This is a genomic window from Seleniivibrio woodruffii, assembly GCF_029267515.1.
Classification (GTDB): Bacteria; Chrysiogenota; Deferribacteres; order Deferribacterales; family Geovibrionaceae; genus Seleniivibrio; species Seleniivibrio woodruffii_A.
Genome location: NZ_JAJUIS010000001.1, coordinates 184,576 through 202,639, shown reverse-complemented (window position 1 = coordinate 202,639; position 18,064 = coordinate 184,576). Strand labels below are relative to the sequence as shown.

Annotated in this window: 16 protein-coding genes; 7 read left to right on the top strand and 9 right to left on the bottom strand. The window is 46.3% G+C overall.

Annotated elements, in window-relative coordinates; translation table 11 throughout:
- Positions 1–4: 4 nt before the first annotated feature.
- The 4 genes from Q7P67_RS00950 to Q7P67_RS00935 all read right to left on the bottom strand — a co-directional run bounded on the left by Q7P67_RS00950 (position 5) and on the right by Q7P67_RS00935 (position 3,390).
- A complete protein-coding gene (locus Q7P67_RS00950) occupies positions 5–994 on the bottom strand; it encodes a lipopolysaccharide assembly protein LapB (protein ID WP_303849787.1) in 990 nt (329 codons plus the stop codon).
- 12 nt (positions 995–1,006) lie between these two features.
- Positions 1,007–1,306: a lipopolysaccharide assembly LapA domain-containing protein gene (locus Q7P67_RS00945; protein ID WP_303849785.1), complete on the bottom strand. Its 300-nt coding sequence runs from the start codon at positions 1,304–1,306 to the stop codon at positions 1,007–1,009.
- Positions 1,303–1,812 (bottom strand): HIT domain-containing protein, encoded by a 510-nt coding sequence (locus tag Q7P67_RS00940; RefSeq protein WP_303849783.1) that lies wholly within the window; start codon positions 1,810–1,812, stop codon positions 1,303–1,305. The genes Q7P67_RS00945 and Q7P67_RS00940 overlap by 4 nt, the downstream gene beginning before the upstream one ends.
- A gap of 90 nt (positions 1,813–1,902) precedes the next feature.
- Positions 1,903–3,390 (bottom strand): HAMP domain-containing sensor histidine kinase, encoded by a 1,488-nt coding sequence (locus tag Q7P67_RS00935; RefSeq protein ID WP_303849781.1) that lies wholly within the window; start codon positions 3,388–3,390, stop codon positions 1,903–1,905.
- Between the two features lie 121 nt (positions 3,391–3,511).
- On the opposite strand from Q7P67_RS00935, the gene Q7P67_RS00930 reads away from it, so the two are divergent.
- A complete protein-coding gene (locus tag Q7P67_RS00930; RefSeq protein ID WP_303849779.1) occupies positions 3,512–4,294 on the top strand; it encodes a GGDEF domain-containing protein in 783 nt (260 codons plus the stop codon).
- 20 nt (positions 4,295–4,314) lie between these two features.
- Here Q7P67_RS00930 and Q7P67_RS00925 read toward each other — a convergent pair whose 3' ends face one another.
- The 5 genes from Q7P67_RS00925 to Q7P67_RS00905 all read right to left on the bottom strand — a co-directional run bounded on the left by Q7P67_RS00925 (position 4,315) and on the right by Q7P67_RS00905 (position 9,886).
- On the bottom strand, positions 4,315–5,862 hold the full coding sequence (locus Q7P67_RS00925) for a methyl-accepting chemotaxis protein (RefSeq protein WP_303849777.1): 1,548 nt from the start codon (positions 5,860–5,862) through the stop codon (positions 4,315–4,317).
- Between the two features lie 172 nt (positions 5,863–6,034).
- Entirely contained in the window at positions 6,035–6,652 is a 618-nt protein-coding gene (locus Q7P67_RS00920) for a LysE family translocator (protein WP_303849775.1), read from the bottom strand.
- 111 nt (positions 6,653–6,763) lie between these two features.
- Positions 6,764–8,401: a chaperonin GroEL gene (groL, locus tag Q7P67_RS00915; RefSeq protein ID WP_303849773.1), complete on the bottom strand. Its 1,638-nt coding sequence runs from the start codon at positions 8,399–8,401 to the stop codon at positions 6,764–6,766.
- Between the two features lie 29 nt (positions 8,402–8,430).
- Positions 8,431–8,724 (bottom strand): co-chaperone GroES, encoded by a 294-nt coding sequence (groES, locus tag Q7P67_RS00910; protein ID WP_303849772.1) that lies wholly within the window; start codon positions 8,722–8,724, stop codon positions 8,431–8,433.
- Positions 8,725–8,893: 169 nt separating this feature from the next.
- Positions 8,894–9,886: a hypothetical protein gene (locus Q7P67_RS00905; RefSeq protein WP_303849770.1), complete on the bottom strand. Its 993-nt coding sequence runs from the start codon at positions 9,884–9,886 to the stop codon at positions 8,894–8,896.
- Between the two features lie 158 nt (positions 9,887–10,044).
- On the opposite strand from Q7P67_RS00905, the gene Q7P67_RS00900 reads away from it, so the two are divergent.
- The 6 genes from Q7P67_RS00900 to ppdK all read left to right on the top strand — a co-directional run bounded on the left by Q7P67_RS00900 (position 10,045) and on the right by ppdK (position 18,049).
- Positions 10,045–10,452 (top strand): hypothetical protein, encoded by a 408-nt coding sequence (locus Q7P67_RS00900; RefSeq protein ID WP_303849768.1) that lies wholly within the window; start codon positions 10,045–10,047, stop codon positions 10,450–10,452.
- Positions 10,453–10,462: 10 nt separating this feature from the next.
- On the top strand, positions 10,463–10,864 hold the full coding sequence (locus tag Q7P67_RS00895; RefSeq protein ID WP_295224235.1) for a hypothetical protein: 402 nt from the start codon (positions 10,463–10,465) through the stop codon (positions 10,862–10,864).
- A 233-nt stretch (positions 10,865–11,097) separates the two neighbouring features.
- Positions 11,098–12,492 carry a 3-isopropylmalate dehydratase large subunit gene (leuC, locus tag Q7P67_RS00890; RefSeq protein ID WP_303849764.1) on the top strand — a complete coding sequence of 465 codons (1,395 nt, stop codon included), beginning with the start codon at positions 11,098–11,100 and terminating at the stop codon, positions 12,490–12,492.
- Positions 12,493–12,494: 2 nt separating this feature from the next.
- Entirely contained in the window at positions 12,495–13,097 is a 603-nt protein-coding gene (gene leuD / locus Q7P67_RS00885) for a 3-isopropylmalate dehydratase small subunit (protein WP_303849762.1), read from the top strand.
- 247 nt (positions 13,098–13,344) lie between these two features.
- The gene (gene glyS / locus Q7P67_RS00880; RefSeq protein WP_303849760.1) at positions 13,345–15,408 is read left to right on the top strand and encodes a glycine--tRNA ligase subunit beta; all 2,064 of its coding nucleotides are present in this window, start codon (positions 13,345–13,347) and stop codon (positions 15,406–15,408) included.
- Between the two features lie 16 nt (positions 15,409–15,424).
- Positions 15,425–18,049 carry a pyruvate, phosphate dikinase gene (ppdK, locus tag Q7P67_RS00875; RefSeq protein WP_303849758.1) on the top strand — a complete coding sequence of 875 codons (2,625 nt, stop codon included), beginning with the start codon at positions 15,425–15,427 and terminating at the stop codon, positions 18,047–18,049.
- Positions 18,050–18,064 lie beyond the last annotated feature (15 nt).

The window sequence follows — 18,064 nt, the reverse complement described above, 5'->3', positions numbered from 1 at the left end:
CCGCTTACATAGGTTTTAAGGTTTCAAACGAGTGACATGCCTTGCAAGTGTCGGAGTAGTCCTTCGCTGTGGAGCCGCACGCGGTGCATTTATAAAAATCCGCGTGTTCCAGCACCAGAGCCAGCATAGCGTTATGCTCAATGGAGAGCGACGCGCGGGCTATAATGTTGGTGGGACCGAAGTTTTTCACATATCTGTCGATGAACGCCTCCGCCTTGTCCTTGTTGCCTGTGGAAAGATATCGGGAGATTACATACGTATAGTTGAACGGATTGTCGGAACCCGCGTTTATGCGTTTAAGACAGTGGCGGACAAGCCATTCGAACTTGCCTTCGTCAAAGAAGATGGTCTGAAACTTCATCATGTCGTGATGGGTTGCTGTCAGCCCGTCCTGAATGAAGCTCTCTATCTCTTCAACGGCCTTTGCGCCTCTGCCCTCCAGCAGATGCTGGTCGATGAGCGCCATGCGGAGAACCCTTGATTTGGGTATGTATTTAAGTGCCTGAGCAAAACACTTGGTGTAGCCTTCCTGTTTGTCTGTGACGACACAGCGGTAGTAACAGTATCCTATTTCGTTGTCCAGGTTCATGCCTGTCATGCGGGCAAGGGATTTATATGTGTTCGCGGCTTCGTCAAACTGTCCTGTTTCGCGGAGCGCCTTCGCTTTAAGCATGATACCGTCGGGGTCGGAGGTCATTTCAAGCTGTTTTGCTGCCTGTTTAAAGTTGCCTGCGGCAAACATTATCTTGCCAAGTTCAACGTTAAGAGTACGCTTTGTGTGGCTGTCAACGTCGTCGCTTCTGAGTATGGTCTCAATAACATACGCAGCCTTGTCGTATTGTCCGAGCTTTTTGAAGACAAGTCCGGCTGTGTAGTACGCCTCGATGCGTTCTTTGTTATCCATAGCCGCGTTTTTAAGGAAAGACGCTGCTTTTTCATAGTTGCCCTCTGTGAGAGCGGAAAGTCCTTTTAAAAAATCGGTGCTGTATTTCATGCAGTCCTCTGATTAGTCCATTTTGTCCATAAAGGGGATGTTGCGCAGGCGTTCAAGCTCGTCATCCTGCTTTTTAACCTGCTTTTTCAGACTGCTTATCTGGTGCGACATTTTAAATCTGTCGAGATAATACATCAGCGTGGCAAGCACGATGCCGAAGAGCATAGAGCCGAGAATGACTATGAACAGCGGCATTTTAAGCGTCGGCTGACCGAAGAAATATTTAACCTCAACGTTGTCAACGTTCATAATTGCAAAAACGATTATAACCAGTGTAACGGCTATTTTAATAAGTCCTGCTATGGCTCTCATGCTTTTGTCTCCTCGTCGAATACTTTTTTCAGTTTGTCGTAGGTATCGAAGATATGTTCGCCGATGACCCTTGTTTCGCCAAGAACGGGCATAAAGTTCGTATCGCCGACCCATCTCGGAAGCACGTGCAGGTGGATGTGCTGGCTTATGCCTGCTCCTGCGGCTCTGCCGAGGTTGAATCCCGTGTTAAATCCTTCGGGGTTGAACACTTTCTTGAACACTTTTATGGTCAGCCTGGTAAGCTGCATCAGCTCAAGCATCTCTTCATCTGTGAGTTCGGTGAAATCCGACGTGTGTTTGTAGGGTATCACCATGCAATGACCGTTATTGTATGGGTACAGGTTCATTATAATGAACGCTGTCTTTCCCCGGTAAAGGATAAGATTATCCCGGTCGTTCTGTTGTTTCGGCTTTGAGCAGAAGATACATCCTTCGTCCTTTCCGCCCAGTTTGCTGATATATGACATGCGCCACGGCGCCCAGAGCTTTTTGATACCTGTCTGCATAATATCTCCGTGCCATGGGTTTGAATAAAACCCTATCTGTATCTTATATCAGGTTGAGGTCTGTTTATCAATACCGAGGATAGGTGGAAATTACATCTCCGGTTCTCTGTTTGTGGGGAGAACAACCGAAAATACGGTTCCTCTTCCCTGTTCCGATTCAAAATTTACCTTTCCTTTGTATCTGTCGGTCAGTTCCTTGACAATGTAAAGCCCTATGCCTGTACCGTTCTGCTTTGTGGTATAAAATTCGTTGAAGATCATGTCTTTCATTCCGGCAGGAATCCCCGCTCCGTTGTCTCTGACAGAGATAACCGTTTCGTTGTTTCTGCGGTACGCCGTAAGTGTTATGACGGGGCTGTCGTTGTTTTCCACAGCTTCCGACGCGTTGCGGAGAATGTTCAGGAATATCTGCTCAAGATGCACGGGGTTTGCGTATATGTATCCGAGATTTTTTGCCACGTCTGTGCGGAAGGGTATCTCCGTCCATTTGAAAAGAGTTCTGTCGGCATAGTGGCAAAGGTCGTCAACAAACTTGTTCATATTTATTATGCTGTTGTGACGTTCATCATCGATACGGGAGAAATTCAGTGTGTTGTCTATTATATCTTTTATACGCTCCGCATCGGAGGCTATGCGGTTTGTCAGTTCCTGCTGTTCCCTGCAGCGCATGGAAAGTATGTCAGATGTAAGCATTATGGAGTTAAGAGGGTTCTTTATCTCGTGGCTGACAGCGGCGGCAAGAGTTCCGATGGTCATGAGCCTGTCGTTGTGGAGCATACTTTTATGGATGCCGGAAACCGTGCGGAACGATTTGCGCAGGGAGTATACCATATAATTGAACAGGCGTGACATCCTCCCGAACTCGTCTTCGGAATCAGCGTCGAGCCGCACCTCAAGGTTGTTGTTGGCGACCTCCTGCATTGCATGTTCAATCCTCTTTACAGGGCTGATTACCATCAGGTTTATAAGCACTGTCAGCACGACGAAAAGCACGATGTTTGAGATGATCAGAATCGCCTTGATGTTCGTTGCGTCACGCTCAAGTATCTCCGTGAGATAGGTCAGGTTGATGTTAATGTTAAGGTGGCCCAGTATCTCCCCTTCCTCCTGAAGATGGCAGAGATGGCACTCCGGCGCGTTAGGTATCGGGGTATAATAGGACATCACCCGCGTTCCGTTTATAACCGTTTCTTTGAAGCCTTCATTTGTGTGATTTTTAACTATTGTGTCTATATACGATTTGTCATATTTGTGCACCAGTTCCGGCAGCGACTCGGTGAGCTTCCATTTGTTGTTGAAAATATGTACGCCCATTATGTTGTTGTCTTTTTCAAGGTGCTGCACAAGGCGGTTTATGGACTGCCTGTCTCCGTTCAGCATAAAGTTGTACATGGAGTTATAAATAAGCGAAGGAATACTTTCGATATAGTTTTTTGTTATCTGAAAGGTCTGCTGCTTAACGTTTTCACTCATTTTGTGGGCAACAACGTAGCTGAAGCTCATCATAATCAGAAATATGATTGATGTTATCTTTATCTGCAGGCTCAAAAAACGTCTGAAAGCAGGTTTTATGTTCATACGGACATTTTGACAAAATAGGCTGATTAAGGCAAATATATTTTTCGACCTCCTATTAATGGGAGTCACATTTTATTAATTATTGTCTTATAATTTATACCACACAAAAAAGGTGCCTTTTATGAATACCGATATGACCAAATCAACTTTAAACATCGTATGTGAAATGAAACTTGCGCTCAAAAAGGATATGGCTGCCGCCATTGCGTCCGGTCTTATGCTTTTTGCGGCGTTTATGTATTTCCAGCCGGTGAGCAGGCTTTATCAGATGACAGAAAATGAGAGCTATGTCGTTGACATCGCCACCGGTTTTCTGTTTTCTTTTTTTGCCGTTGTTTCTTACTTCACGGTTAAAAGGCTTATGGAGATGCGCCGTTTTTTCAAAGACGCAATGGATATGTCCCGAATGGATTTTCTTACCGAAGTGTACAACAGACGCGCTCTTATTGAACTGCTAGAGATGGAGTTCAACAAGAATATGCGTTTTCCAGACGGGATATTCTGTCTGCTGCTTTTCGATATAGACAACTTTAAAGGCATTAACGATGGATATGGTCATACGACAGGGGACACTGTGCTTCGCGAAACCGCTAAAACAGTGACTGCCACAATCCGTAAGACTGATGTATGCGGACGTTTCGGCGGAGACGAGTTCGGTGTTATCCTGCCTTATACCGATTTGAAACGCGGTGTTCTGGTCGCGGAAAAAATACGCGAGAACGTAGCCCGCATGATGTTCGGTCCGGTGCGCAGCAGGTTCAGCGTTACTCTCAGCATAGGTGCTGTTATGATGCCTGCGGATGCCGGTATTGACAGCGTTGAAAAACTGGTGGAGCAGGCGGATAAATATCTGTATCTCGCCAAGCAGAAGGGAAGAAACAGGGTGGCAAGCCCTTTGGACTAAAAAGGGAGCCTTGCAGCTCCCTATTTGTATTTGCTTATCAGTCTTTCAAGCATGGCGATAAAGTTCCTCACCATGGATTCCATCTCCGGAAGATAATGTTCCGCCTCGTGCTTTTTGCCGGATTTTATCAGATCCATTATCCTGTGCGCCATGGAGTGCACATCCTTATGCGGTCCTTCCATTGCCGTGTAATCATGGTCTCCTCTGAAAATCTCCATTCCCTTGCCATAGTAAAACTGACCGAAGGTGCAGGTCGTATGCGTAGGCAGGTTTATGTTGCACTGGTTTTTGGAGTAGCAGTCGAAAAGCCCTTTCATAAGGTTGATATGGGCAATCTTCGCCGCCGCGAAATAGTATGCCCTGCTGGTGAGAGAATAGCTGGAGTATTTGTCGGATATACTCTTTATGCTGTTAAGAAGCATGTCGGTATCGTTAACAAGAGCAAGCACGACCTCTTTTGTCATGTCGGAGTTGTGGGCAACAGTGGTGACGTTCTGCATTATCTGTGCTGTTGCTGCCGACTGCTGGCTCACAGCCGCCGAGATACCGGATACAAGGCTGTCCAGCTCTTCTATGGCGCTCAGGATAGTCTGGAAATTGCTGTAAGCGTTCTCTGTGGCATCCTTTTGTCCGTCCAGCGCTGAAACGACCTCCGCAGCACCCATGGACACCTCTTTAATGCTGCCTGTCATGGCGCTGACCATAACCTCTATCTCTTTTGTGGAGGACTGTGTTTTCTCCGCCAGTTTGCGCACTTCGTCCGCAACAACGGCAAATCCGCGTCCCGCTTCGCCCGCTCTTGCTGCTTCTATGGCGGCATTGAGAGCAAGCAGGTTTGTTTGTTCCGATATATCGTTGATAACGGAGATAACTCCCCCTATCTGTGATGCTTTTTCCGTCAGTGTGGTAATCTCTCTTTCCAGTTTGGCTATTATGACCGCCATGTTCTCTGACGATTCCTTTGCCAGATTTATAGAATGACCGCCCTCTTTGGCAAGCTCAACAGTCGCTTTCGCCTTGTCGGCAGATTCTTCGGCGGATGCTGATATCTCCCCTATGGTGGCACCCATTTCCTCGCCTGCGGCGGCAACCTGAGTTGCCATCTCTGCGTTCTGCTCAACAGAATCACGAACCTTAACAATCGCTGTTGAAACAGGCATGATATGTTCCCCGGCGTCGCCCACCAGAAGAAGAGTATCTGCATAGTCTTTATTCAGAGAATCAAGATATTTGTTAAAATTGCGAACCATTGTCGGGAGCATACCGCGTATGTCGTCCCCGCCGTTGTCCTCAAGACGCTTAGTAAGATCCTTTGTTCCTTTCGAAAGCTCATCAAGAACAACGCGCATAACACGAAGAGGCGTTACTATCTCTTTGAAGACTTTGTATATTATCACAAAGAAGATTGCGCAGGTCACAGCTGATATTATCATATAAAGCCTGAAAGCAACGTCGTGAGAACCTTCAGCCTCCGATATGCGCCATGTCATAAAAAAACAGAAAAGCATGGAAATAATATAGATTGCCCCCAGAATCATAAATTTTTCTTTGAGTGTCAGCTTGTTCATTTTTTGCCTCTATGCGGATAGCTATATTTATCTATTTTTACAAAACAGGGAATGATAAGCAATAAAAATGTTAAGTTATTGTAAATGATTTTACTCACCAAATTTGGTAGGAGAATGAAAAAAACCAGCCTTTCGACTGGGTTTTGAGACTGGCGATGTATTTTACGGCTTTTTATCTTTTCTCAAGTAAAAGTCTGAATCCAAGAATTATCATTATGAAACCGGAAACAAGTTCCAGATTTTCACGAACTTTCGGCTTTATTATAAAGCCGCTGGCGGATACTGTGGTATACGAGATTATACCTAACCATATGAATGAGATGCTGGCATGTATGAATGCCAGAAAGAGCGATTGAAATATTACTGAGCCGTCTTTACTTACAAATTGAGGCAAAAATGCCATGTAAAATATTACAATTTTGGGATTAAGCGCATTTGAGAGAAATCCCTCTTTGATTGAACGGGTAGAGACGAACGCAGATGCTTTTGCATCTATGTTTTCTTTTTTGTTTTTTGACTGCATGTATGTTCTGATATTTGAGATGCCCAGCCACAGAAGATAAACAGCGCCAAGTGTTTTGAGCAGGGTAAATGCTGCTGATGAATAGAGAAGAATAGCCGACATCCCCACAGCAGAGAGGAGCGCATGGAGGAACAGACCGGCGCTGATTCCAATGTCCGACACCAGACCGTCTTTAAGTCCGCCTCTCAGAGTATTTCTGAGAGTAATCATAGTATCGGCACCCGGCACCATGGTTAAGATTGTGATGGTAATAAGATATGTACTCATTTTTTAAACAATATTTATTTTATGACCTTTAATCAATAAAAAAAGAGGCTGAAACCCTTTTGAGCTTCAGCCTCTGATTGATTAGTTAATCTAAGCAAGTCGGGATGATGATTACATCATGCCGCCCATGCCTCCCATTCCGCCCATGTCAGGCATTCCGCCTGCTGCTTTGGGTTCGGGAATTTCAGTGATAAGTGCTTCTGTTGTAATCATAAGGCTTGCAACGGAAGCTGCGTTCTGAAGTGCGGAACGTGTAACCTTTGTGGGGTCAATAACGCCGGCTTCGAACATATCCATATATTTTTCTGTTGCGGCGTTAAAGCCGTAAGTGTTGGATTTGGATTTAGAGATTTCGTTAACGATGATTGCGGGGTCGAAACCTGCGTTCGCAACGATCTGGCTCAGGGGTGATGTCAGAGCTTTTTTGATAAGCTCAACGCCAACCTGCTGATCGTCAGACAGTTTCATGCCGTTAAGGGCTTTAAGAGCGCGGACAAGTGCCACGCCGCCTCCGGGTACGATACCCTCTTCAACGGCTGCTTTTGTTGCGGAAAGTGCATCTTCAACTCTTGCTTTCTTCTCTTTCATCTCAGTTTCAGTTGCCGCACCGACTTTGATAACAGCAACTCCGCCGGAAAGTTTCGCGAGTCTTTCCTGCAGTTTTTCTTTGTCGTAGTCGCTTGTTGTGTCGTCGGCCTGTTTTTTGATCATGTTGACGCGAGCCTGAATGTCTTCCGCTTTTCCTGCGCCTTCAACGATTGTAGTGTTCTCTTTGTCTACGACGACTTTTTTGGCGCGTCCGAGGTCGGAAAGTGCAACCTGATTGATGTTCATGCCTGTTTCTTCGGAAACAACCTTGCCGCCTGTCAGGATTGCGATGTCTTTCAGCATCTCTTTTCTTCTGTCGCCGAAGCCGGGCGCTTTAACAGCACAGCAGTTAAGTGTGCCTCTCAGTCTGTTGACAACGAGAGTTGCCAGCGCTTCGCCTTCAACGTCCTCTGCAATGATGAGGAAGGGTGCGTTCTGTTTTGCAAGCTGCTCAAGAACGGGAAGGATGTCTTTCATGCTGGAAACTTTGCTTTCAAGGATAAGCAGATAGGGGTTTTCAAGAACAGCTTCCATGTTGTCTGCATCTGTTACGAAATAGGGTGACAGATAGCCTCTGTCAAACTGCATACCCTCGACAATTTCAAGCACTGTGTCAGTGGATTTATTCTCTTCAATGGTTATAACGCCGTCTTTGCCAACTTTGTCCATGGCATCGGCGATGATGTTACCGATTTCGAAATCGTTGTTAGCGGAGATAGCGCCGACCTGTGCGATCTCTTTTTTGTCCTGAATGGGTTTGGAGATTTCAGCGAGTTTTTCGATTACAGCCGCTACAGCTTTGTCGATACCTCTTTTGATTTCCATAGGTTTTGCGCCTGCTACCACGTTTTTGATGCCTTCGCGGTAGATAGCCTGTGCAAGAACTGTTGCAGTGGTAGTACCGTCGCCCGCTACGTCGTTGGTTTTGGAAGCAACTTCCTTAACCATTTGTGCGCCGAGGTTTTCCAGCGGGTCTTTCAGTTCGATTTCTTTTGCAACTGTAACGCCGTCTTTAGTTATAAGGGGTGAACCGAATTTTTTCTCGATAACAACGTTGCGTCCTTTGGGTCCGAGTGTAACTTTAACAGCGTTGGCAAGCTGGTCAACGCCTTTCAGAATTGCATGTCTTGCGTCTTCGCTGAAGATAATTTGTTTAGCCATCTTTTTAGCTCCTTAACTTAATGGATGAATTACTTGGCAATGACGCCGAGAATATCGTCTTCTCTCATAATGAGAAATTCCTGACCGTCAAATTTGATCTCTGTACCTGCATACTTTGCAAACAGAACTCTGTCGCCGACTTTAACGGTCATTTCCATTTTGTTGCCGTTGTCATATGTGCGTCCGGGACCTACGGCGATAACTTCGCCTTCCATTGGTTTTTCCTTTGCACTGTCGGGGATGATGATGCCCGAAGCTGTTTTTTCTTCAGATTCGAAGCGTTTGACAATAATCCTGTCCTGAAGAGGTTTGATTGATGCCATTTGTTTTCCTCCATTACCTTATATTAGTTTTATAAGAAGTCTTTGTAGTTTTGTTAGCACTCAATAAGGCAGAGTGCTAACAGGAAAATATATATAATCGCCACGGTTAAAAATCAAGAGAAAAATGAATATCTGAATGATGTTTTGAAAGGAATTTCTTGCGTTGGTGTTATATTCTGACGGCTCTTTTACCTTGAAAGAGATGCATTTTTTCACCGGAGTTTTGAGTAAAGTCGTTCATGTCAAATTCAAGGAACGCAAAATCATTTGTAATAAGTTCGGTGTGCGATGCCATGTATGACTCATTCATAAGGTCAAAAAAAGAGTTACCGTAAGTTCCGTATGCAGAGGTAGTGAAAGTTTTGCCTATTCTGTTCCAAAACGCGTCTTTTGCACTTGTATCTTGTGAGGCATCATAAACACCAGAATATGGTTTCATTGCTTTTGTCATTATTAAAGATTCATTTAACTGTCCAACACTTCCTTCATCCCAATATTTTACAAGCTGTTGCAATGCAGCCGGATTTGCATCTTTCAGCAACTTGTTTCCGTCAGGGGTGTTAGATTCGTCAACGTAGGTTACTTTGTAAAGATGACCGTCCATATATAGCTGATCCTTGCCTCGCAGACTGTTTGTGCCGTTTGCCTGCGGATTTTCTGCGGAACTGCCTTTGAGCTTGTAGTTCCAGAAGTCTTCCACATTATCGAAAGTTTTGTTGAAAACAGGTCTCGCATCTCCTGTTTCGATATATTTTATCTTGAACATGGAGATGAAATCTTCCACATCGTCAGTATCAACCTGATCTATCATGTTTTTATCCGGAAGCTGGAGTAGTTCGGCGAGCTTATCAAGTGATTGTGTTTTTGCTTCTTCCATCTTTTTTTCAAGTGATGCGATGTATTCTTCGTCGGTCATTTCAGCTTTAAGTGTATCTGATAATTGTTTTTCTATCTCTTGTGGCTGATCCGGTTCCTGTTCTTTCTGGTTTATTATCTCTTCAAGACGGTTTGCAATTGACTGATTGCCTGATTGTTCCGTCTGCTGTGTCATGATTACAACGGTCTTGCCGTCCTCTGTTTGAGGAGGTACTACACTTTCCGCTTTGTATGCAGTGTTGGAATATATGTATGAAGATGCATAATTACTGCCGGAAATTTCCATAAAAAAACCTCATTTGTTAATATAAACAGTATCGGATAAAAGTTCACGAAGATGAGATCACAGTAATTGTGTATATGCTAATTTAGTTGTATTTTTCTTTATCAATTATTGGAGGTTTTGTATGAAAAAAAATTATTTTGTTTTTGACTGTCTGTCTTATGGCTAGTTTTTCGGCACACTCTGCGAGCCGTTGGCAAGGGGATTTAACTTCTTATTGTTCTGGTATAACATCGGCAAACAATACAAAAATTCACCGCTTAATTTCACCATTTTCAGATGGAAAGACTTATTTATCAGAGGATAATTTTGTGATTGATAAAAATGGCTATGCTGTTTTTTATACCCTTGTAGTAGGAGCGCCAGATACGCCATCCATTACATTTACTGCGAACAACTATAATCTGCTTACATGGAAAACACCTGGGGTCATGTATTGTGGCAACCTCAGGGCAGGAAGGATTCATCAATGGATGATTCCTAAAGGCAAATACACAAGTGGGAATAACTATGTCAAAATCAAATATAACGGGTACACTTACAACTATAATTTTAAATTGAACTACTAAGGACGACAAAATGAAAAAAATAGTAGTGACTTACTTTTTTTTAATTTTTTTAATTTTGGGATGCGGTGATTCTTCGGTGCCAACATCTGATGGAACTTCCAGTATAAAATCCAAAAACATTATTTTTGATGATGGAACAGTCGGTACAGTAGAATATGTAGATGAAAATGAAGATTTGACTGGAATGGAGCCTCTGATTAAATCAGAAGAGCTTGCCGATGAAGAAATAGATTTTGATAATGCTGTTTCCGACGGCGCTACGATTTCAAAAGAAATAGTTTTCGAGGATGGTACGATCGGCACTGTTGAGTATGTTGATGAAAATGACTCCATGTTTCCGAATGACGAGTCTGCAAAAGATCATGACAATTCTGTCAATGTTTCAGAAATTCCATTCGGGCTGGAATCCTAAACTTAATAAAGGGGAGCAAAATTGCCTCCCTTTCTATTTTCCCTTAACTTTGTTAAAGCTAATCAAACTTTCCTATTTACATTTGACATATGCGGGAGTATTGTACAGAATCATAGACCAAAATTCCCCCCTCCTTTAGAAAAGGAGGGTCGGGGTGGATTTGATTTATAATGTAAATCCCCCTTAATCCCTCTTTTGCCAAAGAGGGAGATAAGAGATTAAGGAGTGTATATATGGGAAAGAACCTTTTTCAAAAGGTTTGGGATGCTCATACAGTTCGTGTGCTTCCCAACGGACAGACCCAGCTTTTCATAGGCATGCACCTCATCCATGAGGTAACAAGCCCTCAGGCTTTTGCCATGCTGAGAGAGCTGAACATCAAAGTTGCATTTCCTCAAAGGACATTCGCAACTGTTGACCACATCATCCCGACAGAGGGCGATGCGCGCAAAAGACCGCTGGCAGACCCCATGGCTGAAGAGATGTTTCAGGCTATCGAGCGCAACACAAAAGAGAACGGCATAACCTTCTTTAACCCCGAAACAGAGCGTCAGGGCGTTGTGCACATCGTCGGTCCTGAACAGGGCGTTACCCAGCCCGGAACCACCATAGCCTGCGGAGACAGCCACACGGCGACACACGGTGCATTCGGCGCTATCGCGTTCGGCATCGGAACCTCACAGGTTCGCGACGTTCTGGCTACGCAGACAATGTCCATAGCACCCTTTAAAGTGCGCAAGGTGGAGATTACAGGCAAACTCAACGAGGGCGTTTATGCAAAAGACGTTATCCTCTATATAATAAGCAAGCTCGGCGTTAACGGCGGTATCGGCTACGCATACGAGTTCTGCGGCGATGTTATCAAAAACATGAGCATGGAAGGCAGAATGACTGTCTGCAACATGGCTATCGAAGGCGGCGCACGAGTGGGTTACATCAACCCCGACGAAACCACCTACGCATACCTGAAAGGCAAACCCTACGCGCCCAAAGACTGGGACAAGGCGGTTGCATACTGGAACAGTATGAAGTCAGATGCCGACGCGGTATACGATGACGTTGTTACCTTCAAAGGCGAAGACATCGAACCAATGGTGACATGGGGCATCACACCCGAACAGGCGATAGGCATTTCACAGAGCATTCCCGCTGTTACCAACGAGGTTATGGCTGAGGCGCTTGAGTATACAGGCTTTGCCGCAGGCGATAAGATGGACGGAAAGAAAGTCGACGTTGTATTCATCGGAAGCTGTACAAACGGCAGAATCGAAGATTTCCGCGAGGCTGCGAAATATGCCAAAGGTCGCAAGGTTGCGGCAGGCGTTCGCGCGCTGGCGGTACCCGGTTCCTATAATGTCAAGAAACAGGCGGAGGCTGAAGGTCTGGACAAGATTTTCATCGAGGCAGGTTTCGAATGGCGCGAGCCGGGCTGTTCAATGTGTCTTGCAATGAACCCCGACAAACTTGTGGGCAGACAGATAAGCGCTTCCACATCCAACAGAAACTTTAAGGGCAGACAGGGTTCCTCCACAGGCAGAACACTCCTCGTCTCTCCCGTAATGGCTGTTGCGGCTGCTGTCACAGGCACCATAACAGACGCAAGAAAAGTATTCGGAATCGGATGTTGATCATGAGTCTCGGACCTATCAAACAAGTAGTCGGAAGAGCAGTCCCCGTTCCGGGCGACGATATAGACACAGACCGCATCATACCAGCAAGATTCCTGAAATGCGTGGTGTTTGACGAGCTGGGCGGTCAGCTTTTTTATGACGTGCGTTTCGACAGCGAAGGCAAATCCATCGGACATCCCATCGACAAACCCCAGTTTGTCGGCGCATCCATAATAATATCAGGTGACAACTTCGGCTGCGGTTCATCCCGTGAACACGCACCGCAGGCTATCAAACGTGCGGGCTTCAACGCTGTTATCGCGGGAAGCTATGCGGAGATATTCTTCGGCAACTGCACAACCCTCGGCATCGTATGCGTAGTGGCAGGCAAGGCTGTACGCGACGAGCTTATGAAAGAGGTTGAGGCTAACCCCGCCGCAGAGATGGTTATAGACGTTGATGGCTGCAAAGTGAAGTTCAACGGCAAAGAATACGCCGTTGAAATCAAGCCCAATGCCAGAAAAGCCTTCATAGAGGGCAGCTACGATTCTCTGGCGGAACTTCTCAACGGTCTGCCTCAGGTGAAAGAGCTTGAAAAGACTCTGAAATATTCGTTCGTATAATATGTGAGATTGCTTCGTCACTGCGTTCCTCGCAAAGACGTTCATTCGTCTCTGCGAGCCGCAGGCGAAGCAGTCTGTGTTTTCATTTTTTCTATCCGCGTATTGATAAAACCTATCCTCTAAATCGTTGGCGACATGGTGTCGCAGTCTTTTTCACAACTTTCTTTCCGTTAGGTATAAACTTCTTGAAATTATCTGAATCTATTGTAGGATGCTAGGACTAAAATAATCATCTTTAGGTGTTACTATGCCCGACTTTCTGCTTGAAATAGGTAGCGAAGAGATACCTGCGGGGTTCATTCAGGGAACCAGCGAATACCTTGTCAAAGAATTTACAAAAAAACTTACAGAGGAAGGGGTTCCGTTCACATCTGTGGAGTCCGACGGAACACCCAGAAGAAGCTATATACACATCACGGGACTGAGCGAAAAACAGCCCGACCGTGAAGAGGTCATTATGGGTCCTCCATCTTCCGTAGCTTTTGACGGAGAGGGCAAGCTCACAAAAGCCGGCGAAGGCTTTGCGAAGTCAAAAGGACTCGATTTTGCCACCCTGAAAAAAGAGACCACGGAAAAGGGTGAATACCTCAGCGGTGTTAAAAAGACTAAAGGCGTTGACACAACAGAGCTTTTTGAAACTCTTGTGCCTGCCGTAATAAAGGGTATCCCCTTCAAAAAATCAATGAAATGGGGCGACGGTACCTTCCGCTATGCAAGACCTGTTCACTGGTTCCTTGCCATTTTCGGCGGAAAGGTCATCAACTTTGAAATAGACGGCACAAAAAGCGGCAACACCACCATGGGACACCGCATACATTTCAATACGGAGTTTCCCGTTAAGGATTTCGCGGACTACCTGTCAGTGCTTGAAAAAGCCCGTGTAATCGTTTCCACTCAGGCGCGCAAAGATCTTGTTAAAAAACAGGTCGCGGATATTGAAAAGGAGACGGGATACAGGGTTGACCTTGATGAAGGTCTGCTGGACACCGTTGCGGGACTCGTGGAATACCCCGTTTCGCTCATGGGCGAGTTCGAGGAAAAATATCTGTCTCTGCCCGCCGAAGTTCTCATCACCTCTATGAAAAATCACCAGAAATATTTCTATGTAACGGATAAATCAGGCAAACTTGTAAACAGGTTTATCGGCGTTTCAAACACTGAACCCAAAGACCCGTCTGTTGTTAAGGCGGGCTATGCAAGGGTTCTGCGCGCAAGACTTGCCGACGCGGCTTTCTTCTGGGAGAACGACAAGGCTTATCCCCTTGAGAAGCACGTTGAAGAGCTCAAAAAGGTTACATATCAGGAAAAACTCGGCACTTCATATGCGAAGATGGAGCGTTTCCGCAGGCTGGCAGTCTATTTCGCGGAGCAGTTTGCTCCCGCAGCAAAGGCGGATACGGACCGCGCAGCATTCCTCTGCAAGGCTGACCTGCTCAGTTCAATGGTATATGAGTTCCCCGAACTGCAAGGTATTATGGGTAAGACCTATGCGAAACTTCAGGGCGAAAATGATACTGTGGCGGCTGCCATAGACGAACATTATATGCCCAGATTCGCAGGGGACGACCTGCCTGTCACAGAGGCGGGTGCTTTTGTTTCAATGGCGGACAAACTGGACACAATCGTGGGCTGTTTCGCAGTTGAGCTTATCCCAACGGGAAATCAGGATCCCTACGCGCTCCGCAGAAATGCCATCGGCATACTGAACATCATCCGCCAGAAAGGACTTCGCACCGATATTGCTGTTATGGTGGAAAAAAGTGCGGAAATTCTTACGGATTTTATAAAATTCGATAAACAGAAAACTGTGGATGCCGTTAACGACTTCATAATTCAGCGTTTCCGTCAGATGCTCACTTCCGAGGGGCTGACAGCGGACTGTGTTGACTGTGCAGCAGGCATTTCGGGTGATATAATCAAAATAGAGAAAGCGGCAAAGGCTCTTGCGCAATACAGAGAGACAGCGGAGTTTGCAAGCATTGCCGCAGGATACAAACGCATCAATAATATCCTCAAAAAGAGCGAACATACCGGAACAGAGTATGATCCGGCACTTTTTGAGTCAGATTTCGAGAGGGAACTGGCAGGGCTGATAGACACCAAGTCCGCCGGTATTAATAGAGAGGTGTGTGAAGAGAACTTCACTGAGGCGATGACCCAGCTTCTGACTTTCAGCGGTCCTGTTGACCGCTTTTTCGAAAACGTTATGGTAATGGCGAAGGACGAGAAAGTGAAAGAGAACAGATTAAGTTTGCTGAACCGTTTGATAGGTCTGTTCAATCTGCTGGGCGATCTGACAAAAATCATATAACAGGGGGTTTATCGCAATGAGCACCAAATGGGTTTACTTTTTCGGTAAAGGTCGCACGGAAGGAGACGGCAAGAACAAAAACCTTCTCGGCGGAAAGGGGGCGGGGCTGGCAGAAATGACCAGCATAGGCATACCTGTTCCTCCCGGTTTTACCATCACTACAGAAGCGTGTGTGCAGTTTTACAAAGACAGCAAAAGCTATCCCGCAGGACTCTGGGATCAGGTTCTTTCTGCTCTTGCGGAGCTTGAAACTGCTATGGGCAAAAAATTCGGGGATATAAACAATCCTCTCCTTGTTTCCGTGCGTTCCGGCGCAAGAGTGTCCATGCCCGGCATGATGGACACGGTTCTTAACCTCGGTCTGACAGACGAATCTGTGAAGGGACTTGAGAAGTCCTCCGGCAATGCCAGATTTGCCTACGACAGCTACAGAAGATTTATCCAGATGTTCTCCGACGTTGTTCTCGGCATAGGACACCACCAGTTTGAACATATTCTCAAGGATATGAAGAACACCAGAGGTGTTAAAGAGGATACGGAACTCAGCGCAGAAGATCTCAAAGAACTTGTTAAAAAGTATAAGGCTCTTGTTGTTGAGGAGATCGGAAAGGAATTTCCACAGGATCCCAAAGAGCAGCTCAGATATGCTATCGATGCGGTTTTTGACTCATGGAACAATCAGAGAGCGAAAACCTACAGAAAAATAAACAAAATGTCCGACGACTGGGGAACTGCAGTAAACGTGCAGTCCATGGTTTTCGGAAACATGGGCGACGATTGCGGAACAGGTGTTGCGTTCACCCGTAACCCCTCCACAGGCGACAAAGAGTTCTTCGGCGAATACCTTGTGAACGCACAGGGCGAGGACGTTGTTGCGGGTATCAGAACCCCGGAACCCATAGCGAAACTGAAAACAGCTATGCCGGAAGTCTTTGCACAGCTTGAAGAAGTTTATAAAAAACTGGAAAACCACTACAAAGACGTTCAGGATATTGAGTTCACCATTGAAAAGGGAACTCTTTACATGCTCCAGACAAGAACAGGCAAAAGAACCGCAAGAGCGGCTGTTAAGATCGCTTTCGACATGGTTGCGGAAGGACTTATCGACAAAAAAACGGCTGTACTCCGTGTTGCTCCGGAGCAGGTTGACCAGCTTCTGCACCCCATGATAGATACCAGCGTTAAATACGACGTTATCGCAAAAGGTCTTCCCGCTTCTCCCGGCGCGGCTGTTGGAAAGGTCGTTTTCACTGCGGAAGAGGCTGAAAGCTGGGCGGCACAGGGCGAAAAAGTTATCCTTGTGCGTGCTGAAACGTCACCCGAAGATATCGGCGGTATGCACGCCGCACAGGGTATCCTTACTGCCACAGGCGGTATGACAAGCCACGCGGCTGTTGTTGCCAGAGGCATGGGAAAATGCTGTGTCGCAGGCTGCGGCGCGGTACGCATCAACGATGTACAGAAATTCTTCACCGCCGGCGGCGCCACCGTTAAAGAGGGTGACATCATAACCATAAACGGTTCCACAGGCGAGGTTATACTCGGCGCGGCGAAACTTATAGAACCCGAACTTTCAGGCGAGTTCGCAGAGATACTGACATGGGCAGACTCATTCAGAACCCTCGGCGTGCGCGCAAACGCTGATACCCCCCATGATTCAAGAGTGGCAAGGGATTTCGGAGCGGAGGGGATCGGTCTTTGCCGTACGGAACACATGTTCTTTGACGGCGACCGTATCGATGCCGTGCGCGAGATGATACTTGCTGACAACGAAGAGGGACGCAGAAAGGCACTTGCGAAGGTTAAACCCTATCAGAAAGAGGACTTCCTCGGACTGTTCACCGCAATGGAAGGGCTGCCTGTAACAATCCGTCTGCTGGATCCGCCTCTTCACGAGTTCATCCCCCACACAGATGAGGAGATTGAGCGCGTTTCCAAGGCCTCCGGTATTTCCGCAGACCACCTTAAAGCTAAGGCGACTGAGCTTTTCGAGTTCAACCCGATGCTTGGTCACAGAGGATGCCGTCTGGGTCTCACCTTCCCCGAAATTTATGAAATGCAGGTCTATGCCATCTTCGAGGCGGCATGTGAGCTTGTTAAACAGGGCAAGGTTGTTAAACCGGAAGTTATGATTCCTCTCGTGGGTTCATACAAAGAGCTTGAGATACTGAAAGATATGACAAACGAAGTTGCCGCGGAGGTAATAGCAAAATACGGCGTTAAGCTGGATTACCTCGTCGGTACGATGATAGAGCTTCCCAGAGCGGCGCTCACAGCGAACGAGATAGCAGAACACGCACAGTTCTTCTCGTTCGGAACAAACGACCTCACCCAGACAACTCTGGGGGTAAGCCGTGATGACGCGGGCAAATTCCTGCCCATCTACGTTGAGAAAGGGATATATAAAGAAGACCCCTTTGTCTCCATTGATGTCAGCGGCGTCGGTCAGCTTGTTGAAATGGGCGTAAGCAAAGGACGCAGTATCAGGGCAGATCTTAAAACAGGCATCTGCGGCGAACACGGCGGCGACCCTGAGTCGATAGCATTCTGTCAGAAAGCGGGACTCAACTACGTAAGCTGTTCCCCCTTCCGCGTTCCCGTGGCAAGGCTTGCGGCAGCTCATGCAGCACTGAAACAATAACAAATCGCAAGGGGA